Genomic DNA, 18,745 nt, shown 5'->3' with positions numbered 1-18,745 from the left:
GCACGCCAGCGTAGGTCAGCGCCGCAACACCACGGGAAGGGTTTTCGAGCTGGCCATGATGTCGTTGTCCGTCACCTGGGGCTGCTCGTCGCCGGAGTAGGTGGTGCGCGGGAACCGGGTGACGAGCTCGCGCAGCACGATCTCGGTCTCCAGGCGGGCGAGCACCGAACCGAGGCAGAAGTGCGGTCCGTGCCCGAACGCCACGTGCGAGGTCGTCGAGCGGTCGATCCGGTACTGCGCGGCGTCCTCGTGGGCGACCGGGCAGCGTCCCGCGGAGCCGAGGTTGATCAGCAGCAGCGTGTTCTCCGCAACCGCGACGCCGTCGATCTCCATCGCCTCGGTGACGATGCGATGGGTGGCGTTACGAACCGGAGAGTTGTGCCGCAGCGTCTCCTCGACGAGCAGCGGCACGAGGTCCGGGTCGGCCGCGGTCTTCTCCCACAGTTCGTTGTCCAACGCGTCGTGCACGACGTTCGTGATGAGCGCGGCCGTCGTCTCGTGGCCCGCGATGACGAGAAGGAACGCCATCGCCATGAGCTCGTCGTTGGTGAGGTGGTCGCCGTTGTCGTCGGCCTTGACCATCGCACCGAACAGCGAGCCCTCGTCGAGCTCGTCGCCGGTCAGCAGGCCGTGGAAGTACCCGGCGAGCTGACCGCTCGCCGGCAGCGACACCTCGGGATCCATCGACATCAACGTCTCGATCAACTCGCGAACCCGCGCGCCGTCCTTCTCGGGCACGCCGAGGACCTCGCCGATGATGCGCATCGGCATCGGCACGGCCAGTGTCTCGACGAGGTCGATCTCCTCGTTCACGGGCAGCCGGTCGATGAGGTGCTTCGCGATCTCCTCGATGCGCGGCGCGAGCAGCTGCACGGCTTCCGCGTTGAACGCCTTCACCGCGAGGCCGCGCAGCCGGGCGTGCTTCGGGTTGTCGCTGTTGAGCATGCTCGGGCCGAACAACCCGCCGAGCTCGGTCGAGCTGCCGTTCTCCGCGAGCTGGCGCTGGAACTCACGCTCGAGCGAAGCGCTGTCCTTCGACAAACGCTTGTCCGCCAGCAACTTGCGAGTGAGCTCGAGCCCCACCGTGACCACCTGCACGCGCACCCCGTCAGGCCGCGTCGCGTCGTGAAGTGGCCCCGCTGCCCGTGCGTCGTCCTCGATCCGATGGTGCTCACGCGCGCGCAAATCGCCGCCGGCCAACCCGTCAGACATGGCTCTGCCCCCTCAGAAGAGTCTCCCCACCGTTTCTACTCCGGCGTGCCTGAGGGTCAACCGGCGGTTCCGATCACTGGAGCGCGTCGAGCACCTTGATCGTCTCCACGGCGGGCATCCGCGGCGGCGGCGCGGCAATGGCCTTGCGCCCGTGAACGTGGTGCGGCAAGTGGTGCTGCAACGCCGCGCGCCCCTCCGGCGTGATGTCGACAGGAGCCGCCATCCCGTGGTCCATGGCCCGATCAGGCCGCTCCCACGTGATCCAGCCGCGCCGCTGCAGGATCTCCAGGTCCTCGGCGTCCCACTGCTTGGCCGGCCGGTGCTCCAGGTACCAGCTGGTGGCGCCGCGGTGCACGCCGCCCTGTTCCGCCAGGGCGAGCAGCTTGACCTGCTCCTGCGAGACGGTGGAGGGGACGGGCTTGGCGGCTTTGGCCTTGCGCTTCACAGGTAGTCGTCCTTAGGAGGAGGCGGGCCCAAACGTCCCCGACAACCCGTACAAAATACGGCACCGCCCCGGCCCGTTCCAGATCTTCACCGGTGGTCCTGCAACCACACACTGTGATCAATCGTCGTCGAGAGGCCCTGAGGTGAAGTGGGCGCGACTGAGGCCCTTTCCATGCCGAACCGCCCGGTACAGCGGCTACTGGACCTGGCCAAGACCTGGGGTGGCAGTGTTAATCAAGCTCCTCCGCCCGTCCAGCGCGACTGCCAGACGGCCCGTCAGCTGAAGCCGGCTGAAATCAGCAAGCTGGTCGAGGCGTATCGGGAGGGGTGGAGCGTGCAACAGCTCGCCCGGAGGTACAACATCCACAGGTCGACGGCGGGCCTTCACATCAAGGCACGGGGCATCGACACAAAGGCAAGAACACTTAGGCAAGACCAGATCAATGAAGCCGCCAAGCTCTACCAGGCAGGAGCGACCCTGGAGGACCTCGCCAAGCAGTATGGGCTCAGCGACAGCACGATCCAGAGGTACCTCCGCGAGACTGGGGTGACGATGCGACCACCTGGGCGGCGACGCCGATGAGCGCTCCAACTATGCGCCAGGCGGGGAAATCCTCGACCGCCGAGTCTGCGGTATGAAGCCCGCGCTACTGGCCACTTGCAACTTCCTTGGCGATCCTTCCTTCAATCCGAGCAATACCAAGATCGGTGATGAACCAACGGCTACCCCTGAGGGCGACCTGTCGGCATTGGGCCGACGATAGCTTCTTTAGCGCACGTCGCACGCCTGACTGATCTTTCGGGATGGCCGAGATCAGCTCACCAACAGGGAGGCCTCCTTCTGCGTAGAGCAGATGAGCTAGTACCTCTTCCTCGGTCGTGAAGGACACTGACTGCAACAGCGGCACCTCCCCATACTTACGAATGAGCGGTTGCGGAAACCGCGCGAGGTTGCGGATCGCCTCCGCCACCAGTTCCCGGTTCGACTGCACGAAGATGCGGATGATCTCAGCAAGTACCCAGCGAGCCGATTCGACGATCAGTCGTGAGTCAATCTCGTTGGCGGTGTAAGTAGGCGATACGTGCACCGCACCTCGCTGGCTGCGCAACTTGTAAATGGAGCGAATGACCTTCGCAAGATGAATCGCCGCTTGGTTCTCAGGGAAGCTATGCGTAACCTGGGTATTATCGACATACTTCAGGCAGTCATCAACACCCTTGGTAAGCGCGACATTCCCGGAGTCAACGGCATACACGATTCGAGCGGCGACTTCTGCGAACCGACCGCCATCCAGCTCCGTATACTTCCACTGCTTCAGGAGGAAGGCTTCTTCAAGCGAGACCGCCTCTTCCACTAGCTGTACAGCGAGCTTGGGATCAATTGCCTTGGCGAGTTCGGTGGTCAGCTCCTCGGGCAGCATCCCTGTCACTTCTCCAGCGCCTTCAGGTACTCCTCGCCCTTCGACGTGATCCGAATCTTGTGCTCATGCAGCGTGCGGTTCAAGTAGCCAGCCTTATGAAGACTTTGGAAAGTCTTGGTGATGCTTCCCGATGGGATGCAGTCGCCCAGTTTGTCGCTAAGCCAAACAACTTCCTGATTACTCACCGCCGACACGCCCCACTGCTTTGCAGCGTAGACCGTCCACACAAACTTTTCGACCTGCTTCGTCAGCTTATGAAAGTCGATGACGCCAACGAGGACGGGCTCAATTGCCTCAATGCCTTTGAAGGCTTCCGGCACCTCGGCGGCAGTCTTGCGTGAAGGCTTTCCATTCGACTGACGCCCCCTCGGCGCGCGGATCTTAGTGCCATTGCCGCGAGGCGAACGAAGACCTTCAAATCCCACCTCGAGGACGTCTGACACCTTCGAGGCGATGAAGTATTCATTCTTTACATCCGTTTCGACAACCCAACCCGCCCGGATGGCCACCGCTAGGTCGCGGCTAAAGTTCTTGGGTGGAGTTTCCCTCGTCCGCCGAAAAAGTGGCTTGATGTCCTCGATCTTGAAGGTGTCTTTGTCACCTTCCTGCGCTATACATAGCGCGAAGGCCACGATCTTTTCGGCGTTGGTCTTCGCACCCGAAGCGTCGAGTGCTTCACGTGGACTCAGCGCAGGGCCGACTGACAGCGCGGCGATCATTTTGGGTGGCGACGACGACGGTGTCACTAGCGGAAAGACGGAGGCGGATACACCGGCCGCAGGCCCCGTTTGATCGATGAAAGCAATGATTTGAGCAGCCTGGCTGGCGGTGATCTCTTGCTCGAAGCCAACGCGCCCCGAGATGGTGATCTTGGTTGGCTGCACGATGTCGTTCATGGCGGGCCACAGTACATCGTGTCGAGATGTACTACATCACTACTCCCGCCAATGATGGCAATGGCCTCATTGGTTCAACCATCCAACTCGCTAGTAACAAATGTGTGCCAAGCGAAGCCGCGGCCGTAGACTAGAGAAAATGGCCACTTTTTGTCACTAAATGCCGAGAACCTGAAGAATTCTCAGGTCCTCTCGGCTTGCTGCGGCCGATGGAACGCCGCCTTGAGACGAGCTACGACCTACTAGCCCCTCACCGCGTCCAGCGCCGCCTGCCACGGGTACGAGTCCATGACCTTGCCACCCGTTCGGGGCGGGTGCGGCACGAAGCCGCCCTCGCCGAACAGCACTGTCACGCCGGACTCGCGCAGCTCGGCGACGCTGCGATGGAAGACCCGGTTGTTCGCCAAGGCCGTGTTGACGAACGGCAGCACCGCGATCGGCACGCCGAGCCCGGTGAGCTCGGCCAACTGGGTCAGCACGTAGGTGTCAGCGATGCCTGCGGCCCACTTGTTGATCGTGTTGTAGGTAGCAGGCGCGACGATGACTGCCGCGGCCTTGGGCAACGCCGGCTGTCCGGCCCGCTGGTGACCCGTACGTACAGGGTGCCCGCTCAGGGCTTCCAGTGCATCGAGGTCGAGGAAGTGCTCGATGGCGGACGGCGAGGCGATGCACCACACGTCCCAGCCATCCGCCTGGGCCAGCTTCACCATGCGATCAACATGGTCGGCGGGACCAGCGCCGCAGATCATGAGGTACAGAACCGGTGCGCTCACGCTTCGACTCCCGCTCGCAGTGCCATCTGACGCGCGAGCCGTGCTGGCTCGCCGGTGGTGTTGCCTAGCAGCGACCGCAGCAGACCATGCGCCAACGGCCGGCAGCGGACTTCTTCTGGAGCAATTTGCTCGGCTCGGCCGAGCATCCGCACTGCCTGGCCGTAGTTGCCAGCGCCGGTGTGCGCCTCGGTGAGGTCGAGCAGGTAGTTCGACTGCCGCTCAGCCGACAGTGCCGCCACTGCACCAGGGCTGATCGTCCCGGCGAACTCCAGCGCTTGGCCGCACTCGCGCAGCCGCACCAGTGCTGCTACTCGGTGAATCTGCGTGTTGGTCAGCCCGAAGAACGTGTGGTGGTCGTTGTAGTGCGGCTCGTAGCGACGAGCTGCAGCCATAGCCGCATCGTGCATATCCCGCGCGAGGTCAGCGTCCTCCTGCCCCGCGGCCGTGATCGAGGCGGCGAGATACAACATGCCGTAGAGCGACAGCAGCTCTTCGGCATTGTCGCTGACTTCATGCCGCATCTGATCCGCCATCGCCAGCAGTGTGGCAATTGCCTGGTTCTGCTCGTGGATGCTGGTCATGGCACGGGCCACGCTGCGCGTCGCTCGGGCAAGCGACCAGGTGTCGCCCGCGTACATGGCCGTATGCATCGCCCGGTCGGCCGCCAGCCACGCGATGTCGTTGGCTTCGAACTTGAGCAGCATCGACGAGGCCAGACGGTAGGTCGTCACCAAGACCCGGTTTGCCGCCACTTCGTCAGCATCGGATGCCGTTTGCACGGCGATCTGCGCCTCGGCCATGAGGGTCGGCAAATGTCGGGCAACGACGGTGAAGTGTGAGGTTATCCAGGCATGGTCCAAATAGGACGCTTGAGCCGCAACTCTCGATAGGTCGACCTCTTCTGAGGCCCCAGCGTTGAGACCCGGATACGCGGCCAGTGCCCGGCGAATAGCTTGGACCTCGCAGGCGTCAACGCACTGCTGCGCCCGCTGGGCGGAAGGTTCGTCGGTGAGCACGGCCGGATCAATCCCGAGTGCTTCGGCGACGCGTTCAATCATGGGCAGGCGCACCAGCTCCCGCTCGCCAGACTCGATCTTGTCCAGCCACGAGGTGGAGCGGCCCACCATGTCGGCGAACTGCTTGCGCGGCAGCTTCCGCCGCTCCCGCCAGTACCGCACGCGGGCACCGATGTGCTCATCCGTTGGCTCCATGCTCACCTCCTTCTGTGCCTGGTGAGGACGATTTCACTCTACCGACCTGCTGGTCACACATTTTGTACAAGCCGTCACGCACCGTCGCCCTAACGTCTCTGTCGGCATCCGGCGTCGGGTTGACGCAAAACCTCTCCCCGAACGCAGACGAGCAGCCCGCTTGACACTCCCTCGCTCGTCTGCGGCGGTTGAGTCCCCGCCGCCGGGTGTCACCCAGCTTCTTCGAGTCGCGAGCGTGAACAGGTGGCGATCCCTATGACAGCCCTGGCGGCAGTCATTACGTTGCACCCCAGGCAAAAGGACAGTTCGGCAGAACCTGCCGAGCCCGATCTGCCGGAGCCGGTACAGCTGTACGGCCTCACGGTGCTGGCCTTCCTCCTGCACGTGCCAAAGCAGGTCGGCGACAAGGAGGTCTGCGCTCGTTGTCCTGAGCCGTGGCCATGCGCGCACCTGCGGCTGGCGTACCGCTTGCGCGAAGGATTCTGAAGCGCTGTGGAAGACGAACTGTTGCAGCGGCTGCGTGCGGAAGCCGGATACCGGGCCGTGCCATTGCTCGACCCGGACGGCTACTTCGTCGGGCTTCACCTTCACCGCTTCCTGCCGGGGCACGTAATCGACGTGGTGCAGGTGTGGCACGGACACTTCGACCACCTAACCGTCCGGGCGCAGCTCCAGGACAGCTTCAGTGCCGCGGTGCCCTTCGCTCCGCCTGCCGCCCTGGCTCGCGACAAGGGAAAGCTCGCCGAGGTCGCCGGACAACTCCTCGCGCTGCGCACTGACACGCCGCCGAGCTGGCCAGTGAATCCGGCTCGCACATAAGCCATCTGTCTGGATGGGACCAATCCGAGCAAACCGAAGGGAGGTGACGTATGTCCGCACCCGAAGACTTGGTGCTCACGGTCGAGCGGACGCCCATCGTCCAGGACCGCACGGAAGTGCAGCTGTCCGATGGTGCGCAGGGCGACTGGGGCGACACGCGCGATCCGTAAACCGCCAGCTCACTAGTTCGCACTCGCATGTCCAGGAGGGACTTCGCTTCTGCCCACAGCGGGGTCCCTCCTGCTAAGCCGGAGGACTCTCTTATGAACCATCATCGGTTGGTTGGCGCCATCGAGAAGGCGCTGTGCTGGGACGGCCCGACAGAACTCGGCGACACGTTCGCCCGAGGCAAGCTCGCAGATCGCGACCTGTGCGGGCGACTGCTCACACCTACCCGTCTCCTCGACCTCATCATGCGGCGCAGCCTGACCGCCGCTCGCATCAGTTGCCTGCAAGACGGCGACTATGTACACCCGCAGAACTATCTGACCACACGGGCGATGCGCCGCGCCGAGGCCATCCAGATGGTCGACATGGAACGGCTCGGCATCCTGCTTCGGGACGGCTGCACGCTGGTGCTCGATGGCGTGAACGCCTACGACGCCACGCTGGAAGTCGCCTGCCGGGCGTTGCAATGGTGGTCCCGCGAACTGGTGCAGGTGAACGCCTACCTCACCACCGGCAGCGCGGCAGGGTTCCAGATTCACTGGGACGACCACGACGTCGTGATCGTGCAGGTGGCCGGAGAGAAGTCCTGGGAAGTGCGTGGCCTGTCGCGGCCCGTACCGATGTACCGCGACGCCGTGCCGAACCCCACGCCGACTGACGAGATCGTGTGGAAGGGCACGCTCCAAGCCGGTGAGGTCATGCACATTCCGCGCGGCTACTGGCATCAGGCCACGCGGCAGCAGCGTGGGGACGGGTTCAGTCTGCATCTGACGTTCGGGTTCCCCAAGCGCACCGGCGTTGACTACTTCACCTGGATTGCCGACGAGTCGCGCCAAGCCGAGCTGATGCGCCACGACGTAGACCGTTGGGGCACGGCCGGCACGCGCAAAGAGCAACAGCTGGCATTCACCGACATGGCGGTGAGACTCGCCGCCACCCACTCGCTGGACGACTTCCTGTCTGCGCGGGAGTACCAGTTGTCCAGCGCTCGCCATGTCATGACGCACGGGCTCTTCGGCGCGCCACTCGCGGTCGTCTGCATGACAGAGTTCCCGCCACACATCGAGCAGGACGGCGATCGCGTGGTCGTGGCCGCGGCTACGCGGCGCATTACCTTTGCCAGCAAGGCGTTGCCCGCTGTTGAGCTGTTGACGTGCGGCAGGCCGGTCTTCATTGACAAGGTGGCTGCGATGACAAGCCTCGACGCGATGACCATCGCTGAGACGCTCATCCGCGAGGGTGTCTGCGCCGAGGTGACGCCCGAGCTCGCAGCCGGATATGACGGCTTGCTTACCCCTGAAGCTCTTTAACCAGCTCGGCTGCCCGAGCCTCGGCTGGTTCGAGCAACGGCCCGGCGTAGCCGGCGGGGGCGGCCATGATCTCAGCGCAGTGGTAGAGCTGCACCAGCTTGCCGGTGGGGCTGTCAAGCTCGGCCTGACATTCCCGGTACACGCGGTCCGCCAGCTCGGGCACGGCAAGCGACGCACTCCACAGCGTTGAGGCGTCAAAGCCGCGGGGTGCCATGCCCCAGTCTTCCCAGTCGAGGAAGTAGCAGTTCGGGGCGGTGAGGTTGCCCCAGGCGAGATCGGCGTGAGCCACCCGCCATTCCGTGATTTGGGCGTCCACGTCGGGAAAGACCTGGTGGATGGTGTCGCTAAAGCGGTCCTGCGAGATGGGTTGCAGGTGAGGGGTGGCCGTCCGGGTCGTGGTGTGGGCGGCCAGTTCCGTCATGGAGCTAGAGAAGGTCTGCCACCACGACTCGGATAGGTCCGGCGCCGTGGTGAGGGTGCCGCCGAGCTTCACAGCCTGGTCCGAAACACACTCGGTCTCGTCAGTCCGCCACATGACGCCGCGTTCGTGGTCAATCCAGGAAACGCCTTGACGCCAAGCAGGCATGGCGACGCCCTTGAGAACTGAAGCGCATTCAATCCCCCAGCATTGGCCACCGATGCGATCGACACCTCGAACCTCAATGCGCACCCATGTACCGCGGTTAGTACGGAAGCCCAGTGAGCGCCGCTTCCGTACTTCCGTGCTGGCATCAAAGGTCGTATCCAAGGTCCTCTGCACACGGTCGATGACGTCATCACAGGAATACGTTCGGAGGTCTATAGCCACTCGCAAATACTAGCGCATGCTGCAGGAGCACGACGAGGACCAATGGATGCCAGTCGACGAGGAGTTTCCGGCGACAGACGCCGCGAAGAACGTGTTCAAGACGTACCGAGATCAGCGGGACCGAGGCGAATAGGGACGGCACCTATTACACCCTGCTCGCGGTGCCGTTCCCGCAACCGACTCCGTCAGTCGAAACGGCGTCTCTGAAACCCTTTGGAGTTGCTACTCGCCATCTACAACAAGGTCGTCACCATGCTGATGACGAAGCTGCGTAAGGATCAGACTCCCCAGCCCCAGCACACCAAAAGCGTATCGCTTTGCATCAGGCCGCTTCTGAATGTTGTGCCGATCAACGTTGCTGAGCGCCTGAGCGAACCCCATACCTAGCGCGCGCCACCCCTCCCATTCGCCCGCCTGCTTCCCAAGGCGATACTGACCGGCATCGGCAAATACTGTGGAGAACAACCTCTTGCCCACGAGCGCTTCGCCACTGGAGCCAGTAGGGTTCCCACACCACTGCCGAACTCGATCTTCAACAAAAATTGCGGTTTGACTTGCAACCTTCTGCCATTCTTCACCCTGAACGTGACTTTGAACATGCGACCACAAATCAGGGTCGAATGCAGTTTCGTCCACCGCGTCGTCACTGGTGCCCGCAAGCTCAAGTTCAAAGATTGCAGCATCAATTATCCCGGTAACTTTAGCCAGCCCACTAAGAAAGGCATTGTCAAAGTAGCTCTGGGTACTGCTCGAAGTCACCGCACGAGGCGCGTACCTGACGTCCATAAACGCCTTTGTCGCGTGGTGATCCGCACCCAAGGCACGCGTCAGAACCGTCTGGACGCGCCCTCTCCAGGATGCGAGCTTCGCAGGCGGCTTGAGCTGAATCCCCTGCTGCTCCGCTTCCTCCCTGAGCGACTTCAAGTTCTCTACGGCGGCACGCGTCTGCATAAACGGCATCGTATGGCTGCTGCACTGGGCCACACCACGGCATTAGCAGACATCTACAGCCAGGTGCTGGATGAGGCGAAACAGCGGCTGGAGGCCTGGACGGACCGGGTTTCAGAGCCCGACTGATGTCAACCGGTGATGTCAACGGCGCCTCCGACGCTCTCAGAGGCGCCGTTCTGGCTGGTGGGCGCGACAGGGATCGAACCTGCGACCGCTCGGGTGTAAACCGAGTGCTCTTCCGCTGAGCTACACGCCCCAACCCCGCGCCCGCAAGCACAGGGGTACAGCTACATCATGCCTGAAGCGAGGCCACGGCCTTCTTCCAGGCGTCCTGATCGCGAGCCTCACCCGGCGCGTTCACCTCGGCGAAGCGGACGACACCGGCGACGTCGATCAGGAACGTACCGCGCAACGCCATGCCCGCCACGGAGTTGAACACGCCGTACGACGAAGCCACGGCTCCGTGCGGCCAGAAGTCCGACAGCAGCGGGAACCCGAAGCCCTCCTGGTTCGCCCACGCCTTCAAGGCGAACGGGGTGTCCACGGAGATGCCGAGCACCTGGACGCCCTCGTCCTCGTACACCGCGATCTCGTCGCGGAGCTGGCAGAGCTCGCCGCCGCAGATGCCGCTGAACGCGAACGGGTAGAAGACCAGGAGAACGCTCTTCTTGCCGCGGAACGACGACAACGTCACGGGCTGCTTGTTGTAGTCCTTGAGCGTGAAGTCCGGCGCCTCGGAACCCACGACCACCATGCGAGAACCCCTCGGAGGTTGACCAGGACGAATCCACGGGCGAGACAGGACGCCCGTGGATCAACCCTACCGAAGTGGGATCAGCGCTTGGCCTTGGCGGACTTCGGCCACACCAGGCGGGTGCCGGCCCAGTCGTCGGCCACGCTGATGTTCGACGTCTGCGACAGGCCGGCGGTGGGGACGGCCTCGGCGATGTCCGAGGGCTCCACGTGGCCGGGGCGGCCGGTCTTCGGGGTGAGAACCCAGATCACGCCGTCCTCGGCGAGCACACCGGTGGCCTCGAGCAGAGCGTCGACCAGGTCGCCGTCGTCCTCTCGCCACCAGAGCAGCACGGTGCTCACAGTCTCGTCGGCGTCTTCGTCGAGGAGGTCGCCCCCGATCTGCTCCTCGACGGCGGCACGGAGGGCGTCGTCGACGTCCTCGTCCCAGCCGAGCTCCTGGACGACCATGCCCGATTCGATCCCGAGCTTCTCGGCGACGCCGATCTTGCCGGCGTCTTCCGCGGCGACCACGGTTTTCACTCCTCCAACTACGCAAGAGCGACAGCCTCAAAGACTGCCGCCAAGTCCGTTACTCCGGCTAGCGAACACTGTCAGCTACCTCCGGCGCAACTGTTGACCACGTGACACGCCGTAACAGGGACCCCTGTGGAGATCCCTACACTGGCATGAGGCACGCTCTACATACCTCTTATCGCGCGCGCGTGAGCGACACGATCCAGAACTACCGATCAGTAGCGGTGACGAAGTCGTCGCGCAAGGACAACGATAGGAGCGCGTGGCACGGTTTCCGGGCCAACGCGAGGTACCGCCAACGAAGCCGAGGAGACACCTTGAGCCCGCAGAACACCGGCCCCGAGCGGGTACGTGTCATTCGTGACGGCATGGCCGCGCACCTGCCGGACATCGACCCCGAAGAGACGTCCGAGTGGCTGGAGTCCTTCGACGAGGTGCTCAAGGGTGGCGGTCAGCAGCGGGCCCGGTACCTGATGTTGCGTCTGCTGGAGCGTGCGCGTGAGAACCACGTCGGCATGCCCTCTCTGACCAGCACCGACTACGTCAACACCATCCCCACCGAGCGGGAGCCGTGGTTCCCCGGTGACGAGGAGGTGGAGCGTCGCTACCGCGCGTGGATCCGCTGGAACGCCGCGATGACGGTGCACCGCGCGCAGCGGCCGGGCGTTGGTGTCGGTGGCCACATTTCGACGTACGCGTCGAGCGCGTCGCTCTACGAGGTCGGCTTCAACCACTTCTTCCGCGGCAAGAACCACCCCGGCGGCGGCGACCAGGTCTTCATCCAGGGCCACGCCTCCCCCGGTGTCTACGCCCGCGCGTTCCTCGAGGGTCGCCTGAGCGAGCACCAGCTCGACGGCTTCCGCCAGGAGTACTCGCACGCCGGTCCGGGTGGCGGCCTGCCGTCGTACCCGCACCCGCGCCTGATGCCGGACTTCTGGGAGTTCCCCACGGTCTCGATGGGCATCGGCCCGATGAACGCGATCTACCAGGCGCGGTTCAACCGCTACCTGCGCGACCGCGGCTTCAAGGACACGTCCGACCAGCACGTGTGGGCGTTCCTCGGCGACGGCGAGATGGACGAGCCGGAGTCGCGCGGCCTGCTGCAGCTCGCCGCGAACGAGCAGCTCGACAACCTCACGTTCGTCGTCAACTGCAACCTGCAGCGCCTCGACGGGCCGGTGCGCGGCAACGGCAAGATCATCCAGGAGCTGGAGTCGTTCTTCCGGGGTGCCGGCTGGAACGTCATCAAGGTCGTCTGGGGCCGCGAGTGGGACGCGCTGCTGCACGCCGACCGCGACGGCGCGCTCGTCAACCTCATGAACGCCACGCCCGACGGTGACTACCAGACCTACAAGGCGAACGACGGCGCGTACATCAAGGAGCACTTCTTCGGCCGCGACCCGCGGACGAAGGCGCTCGTCGAGCCGATGACCGACGACGAGGTGTGGAACCTCAAGCGCGGCGGCCACGACTACCGCAAGGTCTACGCGGCCTACAAGGCGGCCACCGAGACCGTCGGCCAGCCGACCGTCATCCTCGCCAAGACCATCAAGGGCTACTCGCTCGGCCCGCACTTCGCGGCCCGCAACGCGACGCACCAGATGAAGAAGATGACCCTCGACGACCTGAAGGGCTTCCGCGACAGCCTGCGGATCCCGATCTCCGACGAGGTGCTCGAGAAGGACCCGTACCTGCCGCCGTACTACCACCCCGGGCAGGACAGCCAGGAGATCCAGTACATGCTGGAGCGCCGCCGTCAGCTGGGTGGGTTCGTGCCGGAGCGCCGCACGAAGTCCAAGGCGCTGGTGCTGCCGGGCGACAAGGTCTACGACGGCATCAAGCGCGGCTCTGGCAAGCAGGAGGTCGCCACGACGATGGCGTTCGTCCGCCTCGTCCGCGACCTCGCGAAGGACCCGGAGATCGGCCCGCGCATCGTCCCGATCATCCCGGACGAGGCACGGACGTTCGGCATGGACTCCATGTTCCCGACGCAGAAGATCTACAACCCGAACGGCCAGGCGTACACCTCGGTGGACGCCAACCTGATGCTCGCCTACAAGGAGTCCGAGCAGGGCCAGATCCTGCACGAGGGCATCAACGAGGCGGGTTCCACGGCGTCGTTCACGGCGGTCGGCACGTCCTACGCGACGCAGGGCGAGCCGATGATCCCGATCTACATCTTCTACTCGATGTTCGGCTTCCAGCGCACGGGCGACGGCCTGTGGGCGGCGGCGGACCAGATGGCGCGCGGCTTCGTGCTCGGCGCCACCGCGGGCCGCACCACGCTGACCGGTGAGGGCCTGCAGCACGCCGACGGCCACTCGCTCCTGCTGGCGCACACGAACCCGGCCGTGATCGCGTACGACCCGGCGTGGTCGTTCGAGGTGGCGCACATCGTCAAGGACGGTCTGCGCAGGATGTACGGCGAGAACGCCGAGAACGTCTTCTACTACATGACGGTCTACAACGAGCCGTACGTGCAGCCCGCCGAGCCGGAGGGCCTGGACGTGGAAGGCCTCCTGCGCGGCCTCTACAAGTACCAGGACGGCCCGGCGACGGGTGGCCCGCGTGCGCAGATCCTCGGCTCTGGCGTCGGCCTCCCGTGGGCTCTCAAGGCCCAGCAGCTGCTCGCCGACGAGTGGGGCGTCTCCGCGGACGTGTGGTCCGCCACCTCGTACTCGGAGCTGCGCCGCGACGCCGTCGACACCGACCGCCACAACCTGCTGCACCCGGACGCCGAGCCGCGCGTGCCGTACGTGACGCAGGTGCTGCAGAACGTCCAGGGCCCGGTCGTCGCCGTGTCCGACTGGGCGTCGGCGATCCCGGACCTGATCCGCCCGTACGTGCCGACCGACATGACGACCCTGGGCACGGACGGCTTCGGCTTCTCCGACACCCGCCCGGCCGCCCGCCGCCACTTCCTGGTGGACGCGGAGTCCGTCGTCGTCGCCACGCTGGCCGCCCTGGCCAAGCGCGGCGAGGTCGAGCAGTCGAAGGTCGTCGAGGCGGCCCGCAAGTACCGCATCGACGACGTGCAGGCAGCCGGCCCGTCGACGGGCGACGCGGGCCTCGCGTAGTCAGATCTCGTCCGAAGGGCCGTCCCGCACGCGCGGGGCGGCCCTTCTCAGCGTGTTGTCACGGAGTCGGTGTCCGGGAGCTCGATCTCGAAGTGCTCTCTGATGCGCCGCGCGGCCTCGTTCTTCTCGAGGCTGTCGAACAGCACGATCTGCTGATGCCGCTCGGGCTGAACGCGGAACGTGCACCCCACCGACATCCCGGCGGTCAACTCCAGTCGCTGTGTCGAGAGCCTGCCGCGGAAGTCGCTGTTGAAGATCAACAACGCGCCGCAGGAAATGCCGGTGAGAACGACGTCCCGCTCGAACCGGCAGTCGTTCACCCCGAGGTTGTGCAGTGTGCAGCCGCTCAAGTCGACCTCGCCGCGGAACCGGCTGCGCAGGAGGTTTACGGACAGCTTTGGGATCTTCATCCCGCTGAAGTCGGCTCTGGCGGCGAAATCACAGTCGATCAGACCGAAGTGCGTGGCGAACACGGCATCGGAGAAGAGGGCCTGGCCGTGGAATCGCGCACCCCCGATCGCGGCGAAGCCCGTCACTCGGAGATGGCGGAAGTCCGCGATCCCGTGAACGACCGTTCCCTCGCATTTCAAATCGCGCACCTTGAGCTGCCGCAGGACCGGGTCGACCAGGATGGCGCGCGACAGGTCCAGGTCGATGTCCGGCCAGCGCTTCGATCCGACCTCTCGCTGATCGGGGTCGCCCAGATGCGTCCAGAGCATCTCCTGGATCGTGTGGCGGACCTCCAGTTCGGCGAAGGCCCTGGACTCGTCGGACGTCAGCCGACGCCGGTACTCCGCGTTCTTCCGGCCGGTCGGCACGTCGAACGGCAGCCTCAGGTACGAGCAGAAGACGTCGACCACGGTTTGCCGATGCCCGGGATGTTCCTGTGCGAGTCGCTCGAGTGAGTAGATCGCGCCCAATCTCACCGCGGCCTTCTCGTGGCCGAGCTGTTCGATGGCTTTGCTGTACTGGTCGGTGATCCGGCGTTCGGTGCTGTCGACGACAGTCGTGTCCGACACTTCACGCTGCAACGCCAGCGTCTGCTCCGCTGAGCGCTGCCGCCTCGTCGCCAGCCAGAGAGCGAACAGGCCTCCTGTGCCGACCCCCACGCTGAGTCCGATCCGCACGACGTCGAGCAGCCCGCCCAGACGTTGCGGGTCCGCGCGGTAGGACAGATGTGCGAGGAAGGCCGTCAGCGCAACCGTGACGGCCAGGGCGACCGCAGCCCACACGAACACCGCTACTGGACGCAGGACGGGGTTCACGGGCTGCTGAGGAGCCGGGGAGAACAGCTTCACCCGGACAGCGTGCCGTCTCCACCACCCGGAACGAGGGCGTATTCGGTGAACTGACCGGCGATGGTGAATCCGAGACGCCGGTAGACGGGCTCACCGTCGTAGGAGGCCTGTAGCACGGCCGTACGGCAGCCTTCTGCTCGTGCGGTGTGCAACGCGGCCAACGTGATCGCGCCGCCATAGCCACGCCGGCGGTCTCCGGCGAGCGTCGCGATGTTGTAGATCCCGGCGACGCCCGCGTGCAGGAAGACCTCCGCCGCGCACACCGCGCGCCCGTCCACGTACCCGACGAGGTACCGCGCCTGGCTCCGCAACGCGTGCCGTGCCGCGTCGGCGTAGAACTGCCGGACCGTGGCGGCGGGCGGGTCCCAGTTCGCGGCCACGACAGCCGCGTAGTCCGCGAGCTCCGCTTCGGTGGTCACCCGCCGGATCTCCAGCCCGTCGACGCCCGGCTCGGGCAGGGCGGCGTCGGTGAGGTCCATCCACATCGCCGCTTCCGTCTCCGCGGCCGCGATGCCCGCCTGCTTCAGCACCGACCCGAGGCCAGGCGTCGACGCGGGCCCGACCCACCACGAGAAGCGCCTGCCCGTCGGCCTCACCACGTTCACCGTCTCCACCACGCGTCCCGCGGCGTGCTCCGGGCTGAACCGGGCCGACGCGACGATGTTGAACGTGTCGTCGTCCAGGCCGCTGTCCGCGATCAGCAGGTCATCGGTCTCCACGACGGTCGCGTGCCCGAGGTGCCGGTGCAGGTGGCAGGCGTGTTCGGCGAGGTTCTGCTCCATGCTCACCAGCAGGCCCGCGCTGATCTCCCGCAACGGTTCGTCGGGCGGGTAGACGTGGTCGTACTCGTCGAAGTCGATCCAGGCGCGAACCTCGGCGAGGAACGCGACGGTCTGCGGCTCGAGCCCGAAGCCAACCGGCGCCCGCTCCGACTCGGCGTCGCCGTCGTGGTTGAAGTAGCGCACCACCTGCATCACCGCCTCGATCTCGGGGTCGGCGGTGAGGCGCACCAGTTCGTCGCGGACAGGCAGGAGCCGGTCGACGAGGTGCTGGATCTGTTCGTCGACGGTTTCGGTGGTTCTCCGGACGATCTCCCAGGCGTGCACGCGGGGGACGTCGCGTTCGGGGTTCCTGCTGCCCCGCACGAGGACCTTGTCGGGCTCCAGGCCGAGGCGCCGCGTCATCTCGGCGGCGGGAACCGTCAGGCTCTTGAGGGCAAAGTAGGAGTACTGCTCGACGCGCATCGCGCCATCGGATCACGGGCCCGAGATCGACCGCGACCGATATGTCAGTTGCCCGGAACCGTCGGCGACCTAGGTTGCCGGTATGCAGGATCCCTACGACCGCCTCGCCGATCTCGGCCACACCAATCCCGCCGACCGTCGACGGTCGACTGTCTACCATCCGGCCCCAGCCGTGGACGAAGACCGTGCACGCGTTCCTGCGTCACCTGGAAGCCGAGGGGGTTCGAGGCCGCACCGCGCCGTGATGGGTTCGGGTGTCGACGACGCAGTCGCGAGCTGCTCTGTGGACCCTGGAACACCGCGACCTGCTCACGGTCAGAACACGACGCGAGCGTCCAGCACAGCCGAACTGACCGCGGGATCACCGTCGATGTCGAGGGCGGGGTCACCGCCGCGCCCGGACAGGTTCCAGAGGAAGTCGAGCGCGTCGGCACGGACGACCGCGACCGGTTCGCCATCGCCCAACGACCACCGGCCGCCGGCGAGCTCCAGCGTGATCGGCAGGCCTGACCACTCCTGGGCCAGGTCGCGCACGACCTGGGTGACGACGCCGCGATCGTGCTCTCCTGTGACGAACGGCCGGCCCGTGGCACGAGCGATCTCGAGGCGGTGCATCCAGGTGTCCCGGTTGGACAGCACGTCGAAGAGGTAGGCGAACGTGCCGTCCGGCAGGCTCTCCTCGGGGAACATCTTCGCGAAGCTCCGGCCGCGGACGAACCCCGGCGCCCGCAGCCGGACGCGTACCGCCTTCGGCCCGAACCGCTGGAGAAGGCCGCGGAGTTCGGCGGGCGTGCGGGTGCCGTACTCGGCGATCTGGAGTGCGTTGTGGGCGTCCAGCGTGGTGCGGCCGGGGAATCGGCGACGTCCCTGCTTGAGCTTCCCGGGGATCGTCCACGGGCGTGCGGACGCGATGTGCTGACCGACGACGTGGGCGACCATGTCGTGCACGCTCCACCCGGCACTGGCCGTGGGCCGGCTCCACTCCTCGTCGGGCACGTCAGCGAGCAACGCGGTGAACGCCTCGATCTCGGCCAGGCTCTCGGCGGCGGCGTCGCGGGGGCTCGGTCTCGGAATGGTCAGGGCTTGCGGTGCTCGGGTCTGGTGCACGGTTGTCCCTCCGCTTGCGAGACGATCTTCGGGGCGAAGTACCGGACGAACATGGCGTGGGCGGACGGCAGCAGCGAGCTGAAGCGACCGCCTTCGTAGGTGGCGCCGGGCTCGTTGGCCAGCTGCTGGGTCAACGTCCCCGCCACAACGATCGAGAAGAGCGCGGCACCGGAGTCGGAGTCGGCGGCCGGGTCCAGCTCACCTGCGGCGACGGCGTCCCGCAGCATCGTCCGCACGATGCCGACCATCTCAACGCTGGGCCGGAACGCCTCCTCCGACGGGGTGAAGTCCGGCACCGGCCTCCACGACAGCAGCTGCGCGACGACCGGGTTCGCCATCGCCAGCCGCCCGATCGCCTCGACCACGGCCTCCATGGCGGGCAGGCCCGGCTCGCTCGCCATCGCCGCTCGCGCGACCGCTTCCAGCTGACGTTGCGCACCCTCGCGGAACACCTCGTCGTACACGGCGTGCAGCGAGGCGAAGTGCTTGTAGAGCGACGGCTGCTTGATCCCGACCCGCCGCGCCACCTCGGACAGGCTCAGCCCCGCGACACCGCGCTCGGCCATCACCTCGACCGCGGTGTCCAGGATCGCCCGGCGCGTGTCCACCCGCCGCCGTCCGTCGGCCCGAACCGCCATCATCCCTCCAAGCTATAGCCTATAGCCAACGTCCGCAAGTTACACGAAAAGCCCCTTAGCAATGGATCTTTTGCGGACGAAGTCCAAAGTTTCATTGCT

19 protein-coding genes and 1 tRNA gene are annotated in these 18,745 nt (G+C 65.5%); 5 read left to right on the top strand and 15 right to left on the bottom strand.

What is annotated here, in order from left to right:
- Window positions 1-15 precede the first annotated feature (15 nt).
- Both AB0M24_RS18205 and AB0M24_RS18200 read right to left on the bottom strand, forming a co-directional pair.
- Window positions 16-1,212, bottom strand: coding sequence for a cytochrome P450 (locus AB0M24_RS18205; RefSeq protein ID WP_363768402.1), 1,197 nt, complete (start codon window positions 1,210-1,212; stop codon window positions 16-18).
- Window positions 1,213-1,285: 73 nt separating this feature from the next.
- A complete protein-coding gene (locus tag AB0M24_RS18200; RefSeq protein WP_363768399.1) occupies window positions 1,286-1,657 on the bottom strand; it encodes a hypothetical protein in 372 nt (123 codons plus the stop codon).
- Between the two features lie 147 nt (window positions 1,658-1,804).
- Between AB0M24_RS18200 and AB0M24_RS18195 the strand changes: the two genes are divergently transcribed.
- Window positions 1,805-2,239: a helix-turn-helix domain-containing protein gene (locus AB0M24_RS18195; RefSeq protein ID WP_363768396.1), complete on the top strand. Its 435-nt coding sequence runs from the start codon at window positions 1,805-1,807 to the stop codon at window positions 2,237-2,239.
- 64 nt (window positions 2,240-2,303) lie between these two features.
- Here the strand turns inward: AB0M24_RS18195 and AB0M24_RS18190 are convergent, their stop codons facing one another.
- The 4 genes from AB0M24_RS18190 to AB0M24_RS18175 form a co-directional block, all read right to left on the bottom strand.
- Window positions 2,304-3,077, bottom strand: a complete 774-nt coding sequence (locus tag AB0M24_RS18190) for a hypothetical protein (RefSeq protein WP_363768393.1) — start codon at window positions 3,075-3,077, stop codon at window positions 2,304-2,306.
- A gap of 5 nt (window positions 3,078-3,082) precedes the next feature.
- A complete protein-coding gene (locus AB0M24_RS18185) occupies window positions 3,083-3,973 on the bottom strand; it encodes a hypothetical protein (protein WP_363768390.1) in 891 nt (296 codons plus the stop codon).
- 242 nt (window positions 3,974-4,215) lie between these two features.
- Complete coding sequence (locus AB0M24_RS18180) at window positions 4,216-4,746, bottom strand: flavoprotein (RefSeq protein ID WP_363768387.1); 531 nt, start codon at window positions 4,744-4,746, stop codon at window positions 4,216-4,218.
- Complete coding sequence (locus AB0M24_RS18175) at window positions 4,743-5,957, bottom strand: helix-turn-helix transcriptional regulator (RefSeq protein ID WP_363768384.1); 1,215 nt, start codon at window positions 5,955-5,957, stop codon at window positions 4,743-4,745. Before AB0M24_RS18175 ends, AB0M24_RS18180 begins: the two co-directional genes overlap by 4 nt.
- Window positions 5,958-6,212: 255 nt before the next feature.
- Between AB0M24_RS18175 and AB0M24_RS18170 the strand changes: the two genes are divergently transcribed.
- The 3 genes from AB0M24_RS18170 (at window position 6,213) to AB0M24_RS18160 (ending at window position 8,254) form a co-directional block, all read left to right on the top strand.
- Window positions 6,213-6,443 (top strand): hypothetical protein, encoded by a 231-nt coding sequence (locus AB0M24_RS18170; protein ID WP_363768381.1) that lies wholly within the window; start codon window positions 6,213-6,215, stop codon window positions 6,441-6,443.
- Between the two features lie 6 nt (window positions 6,444-6,449).
- Window positions 6,450-6,776 (top strand): hypothetical protein, encoded by a 327-nt coding sequence (locus tag AB0M24_RS18165; RefSeq protein ID WP_363768378.1) that lies wholly within the window; start codon window positions 6,450-6,452, stop codon window positions 6,774-6,776.
- 263 nt (window positions 6,777-7,039) lie between these two features.
- Window positions 7,040-8,254 (top strand): cupin domain-containing protein, encoded by a 1,215-nt coding sequence (locus AB0M24_RS18160; RefSeq protein WP_363768375.1) that lies wholly within the window; start codon window positions 7,040-7,042, stop codon window positions 8,252-8,254.
- On the opposite strand, the gene AB0M24_RS18155 is transcribed toward AB0M24_RS18160, so the two are convergent.
- The 5 genes from AB0M24_RS18155 to AB0M24_RS18135 form a co-directional block, all read right to left on the bottom strand.
- Window positions 8,235-8,924: a hypothetical protein gene (locus tag AB0M24_RS18155; RefSeq protein ID WP_363768372.1), complete on the bottom strand. Its 690-nt coding sequence runs from the start codon at window positions 8,922-8,924 to the stop codon at window positions 8,235-8,237. The genes AB0M24_RS18160 and AB0M24_RS18155 overlap by 20 nt on opposite strands.
- Window positions 8,925-9,284: 360 nt before the next feature.
- Window positions 9,285-10,013: a TIGR02391 family protein gene (locus AB0M24_RS18150; protein WP_363768369.1), complete on the bottom strand. Its 729-nt coding sequence runs from the start codon at window positions 10,011-10,013 to the stop codon at window positions 9,285-9,287.
- A gap of 181 nt (window positions 10,014-10,194) precedes the next feature.
- Window positions 10,195-10,269, bottom strand: a tRNA-Val gene (locus tag AB0M24_RS18145).
- Between the two features lie 36 nt (window positions 10,270-10,305).
- A complete protein-coding gene (locus tag AB0M24_RS18140; protein WP_363768366.1) occupies window positions 10,306-10,767 on the bottom strand; it encodes a peroxiredoxin in 462 nt (153 codons plus the stop codon).
- 80 nt (window positions 10,768-10,847) lie between these two features.
- Window positions 10,848-11,279, bottom strand: coding sequence for a DUF3052 domain-containing protein (locus AB0M24_RS18135; protein WP_363768363.1), 432 nt, complete (start codon window positions 11,277-11,279; stop codon window positions 10,848-10,850).
- A gap of 371 nt (window positions 11,280-11,650) precedes the next feature.
- Here AB0M24_RS18135 and aceE point away from each other — a divergent pair, with 371 nt between their 5' ends.
- Window positions 11,651-14,359 carry a pyruvate dehydrogenase (acetyl-transferring), homodimeric type gene (aceE, locus tag AB0M24_RS18130; protein WP_363769307.1) on the top strand — a complete coding sequence of 903 codons (2,709 nt, stop codon included), beginning with the start codon at window positions 11,651-11,653 and terminating at the stop codon, window positions 14,357-14,359.
- A 47-nt stretch (window positions 14,360-14,406) separates the two neighbouring features.
- Here aceE and AB0M24_RS18125 read toward each other — a convergent pair whose 3' ends face one another.
- The 4 genes from AB0M24_RS18125 to AB0M24_RS18110 all read right to left on the bottom strand — a co-directional run bounded on the left by AB0M24_RS18125 (window position 14,407) and on the right by AB0M24_RS18110 (window position 18,649).
- The gene (locus tag AB0M24_RS18125) at window positions 14,407-15,657 is read right to left on the bottom strand and encodes a pentapeptide repeat-containing protein (protein ID WP_363768360.1); all 1,251 of its coding nucleotides are present in this window, start codon (window positions 15,655-15,657) and stop codon (window positions 14,407-14,409) included.
- Complete coding sequence (locus AB0M24_RS18120) at window positions 15,654-16,901, bottom strand: GNAT family N-acetyltransferase (protein ID WP_363768357.1); 1,248 nt, start codon at window positions 16,899-16,901, stop codon at window positions 15,654-15,656. The genes AB0M24_RS18125 and AB0M24_RS18120 overlap by 4 nt, the downstream gene beginning before the upstream one ends.
- A gap of 315 nt (window positions 16,902-17,216) precedes the next feature.
- On the bottom strand, window positions 17,217-18,008 hold the full coding sequence (locus tag AB0M24_RS18115) for a maleylpyruvate isomerase family mycothiol-dependent enzyme (RefSeq protein ID WP_363768354.1): 792 nt from the start codon (window positions 18,006-18,008) through the stop codon (window positions 17,217-17,219).
- Window positions 17,978-18,649, bottom strand: coding sequence for a TetR/AcrR family transcriptional regulator (locus AB0M24_RS18110; protein ID WP_363768351.1), 672 nt, complete (start codon window positions 18,647-18,649; stop codon window positions 17,978-17,980). The genes AB0M24_RS18115 and AB0M24_RS18110 overlap by 31 nt, the downstream gene beginning before the upstream one ends.
- Window positions 18,650-18,745 lie beyond the last annotated feature (96 nt).

This window comes from Lentzea sp. NPDC051838 (assembly GCF_040681245.1).
GTDB lineage: Bacteria > Actinomycetota > Actinomycetes > Mycobacteriales > Pseudonocardiaceae > Lentzea.
The sequence above is the reverse complement of the archived record's forward strand: the minus strand, read 5'-3'. Positions and strand labels throughout refer to the sequence as shown.

What these genes read in the sequence shown, in the direction of transcription:
- AB0M24_RS18205 (WP_363768402.1), bottom strand. Translation starts at nt 1,212, where the DNA reads ATGTCTGACGGGTTGGCCGGCGGCGATTTGCGCGCGCGTGAGCACCAT.
- AB0M24_RS18190 (WP_363768393.1), bottom strand. Translation starts at nt 3,077, where the DNA reads ATGCTGCCCGAGGAGCTGACCACCGAACTCGCCAAGGCAATTGATCCC.
- AB0M24_RS18185 (WP_363768390.1), bottom strand. Translation starts at nt 3,973, where the DNA reads ATGAACGACATCGTGCAGCCAACCAAGATCACCATCTCGGGGCGCGTT.
- AB0M24_RS18175 (WP_363768384.1), bottom strand. Translation starts at nt 5,957, where the DNA reads ATGGAGCCAACGGATGAGCACATCGGTGCCCGCGTGCGGTACTGGCGG.
- AB0M24_RS18170 (WP_363768381.1), top strand. Translation starts at nt 6,213, where the DNA reads ATGACAGCCCTGGCGGCAGTCATTACGTTGCACCCCAGGCAAAAGGAC.
- AB0M24_RS18160 (WP_363768375.1), top strand. Translation starts at nt 7,040, where the DNA reads ATGAACCATCATCGGTTGGTTGGCGCCATCGAGAAGGCGCTGTGCTGG.
- AB0M24_RS18150 (WP_363768369.1), bottom strand. Translation starts at nt 10,013, where the DNA reads ATGCAGACGCGTGCCGCCGTAGAGAACTTGAAGTCGCTCAGGGAGGAA.
- AB0M24_RS18140 (WP_363768366.1), bottom strand. Translation starts at nt 10,767, where the DNA reads ATGGTGGTCGTGGGTTCCGAGGCGCCGGACTTCACGCTCAAGGACTAC.
- aceE (WP_363769307.1), top strand. Translation starts at nt 11,651, where the DNA reads ATGGCCGCGCACCTGCCGGACATCGACCCCGAAGAGACGTCCGAGTGG.
- AB0M24_RS18120 (WP_363768357.1), bottom strand. Translation starts at nt 16,901, where the DNA reads ATGCGCGTCGAGCAGTACTCCTACTTTGCCCTCAAGAGCCTGACGGTT.
- AB0M24_RS18110 (WP_363768351.1), bottom strand. Translation starts at nt 18,649, where the DNA reads ATGATGGCGGTTCGGGCCGACGGACGGCGGCGGGTGGACACGCGCCGG.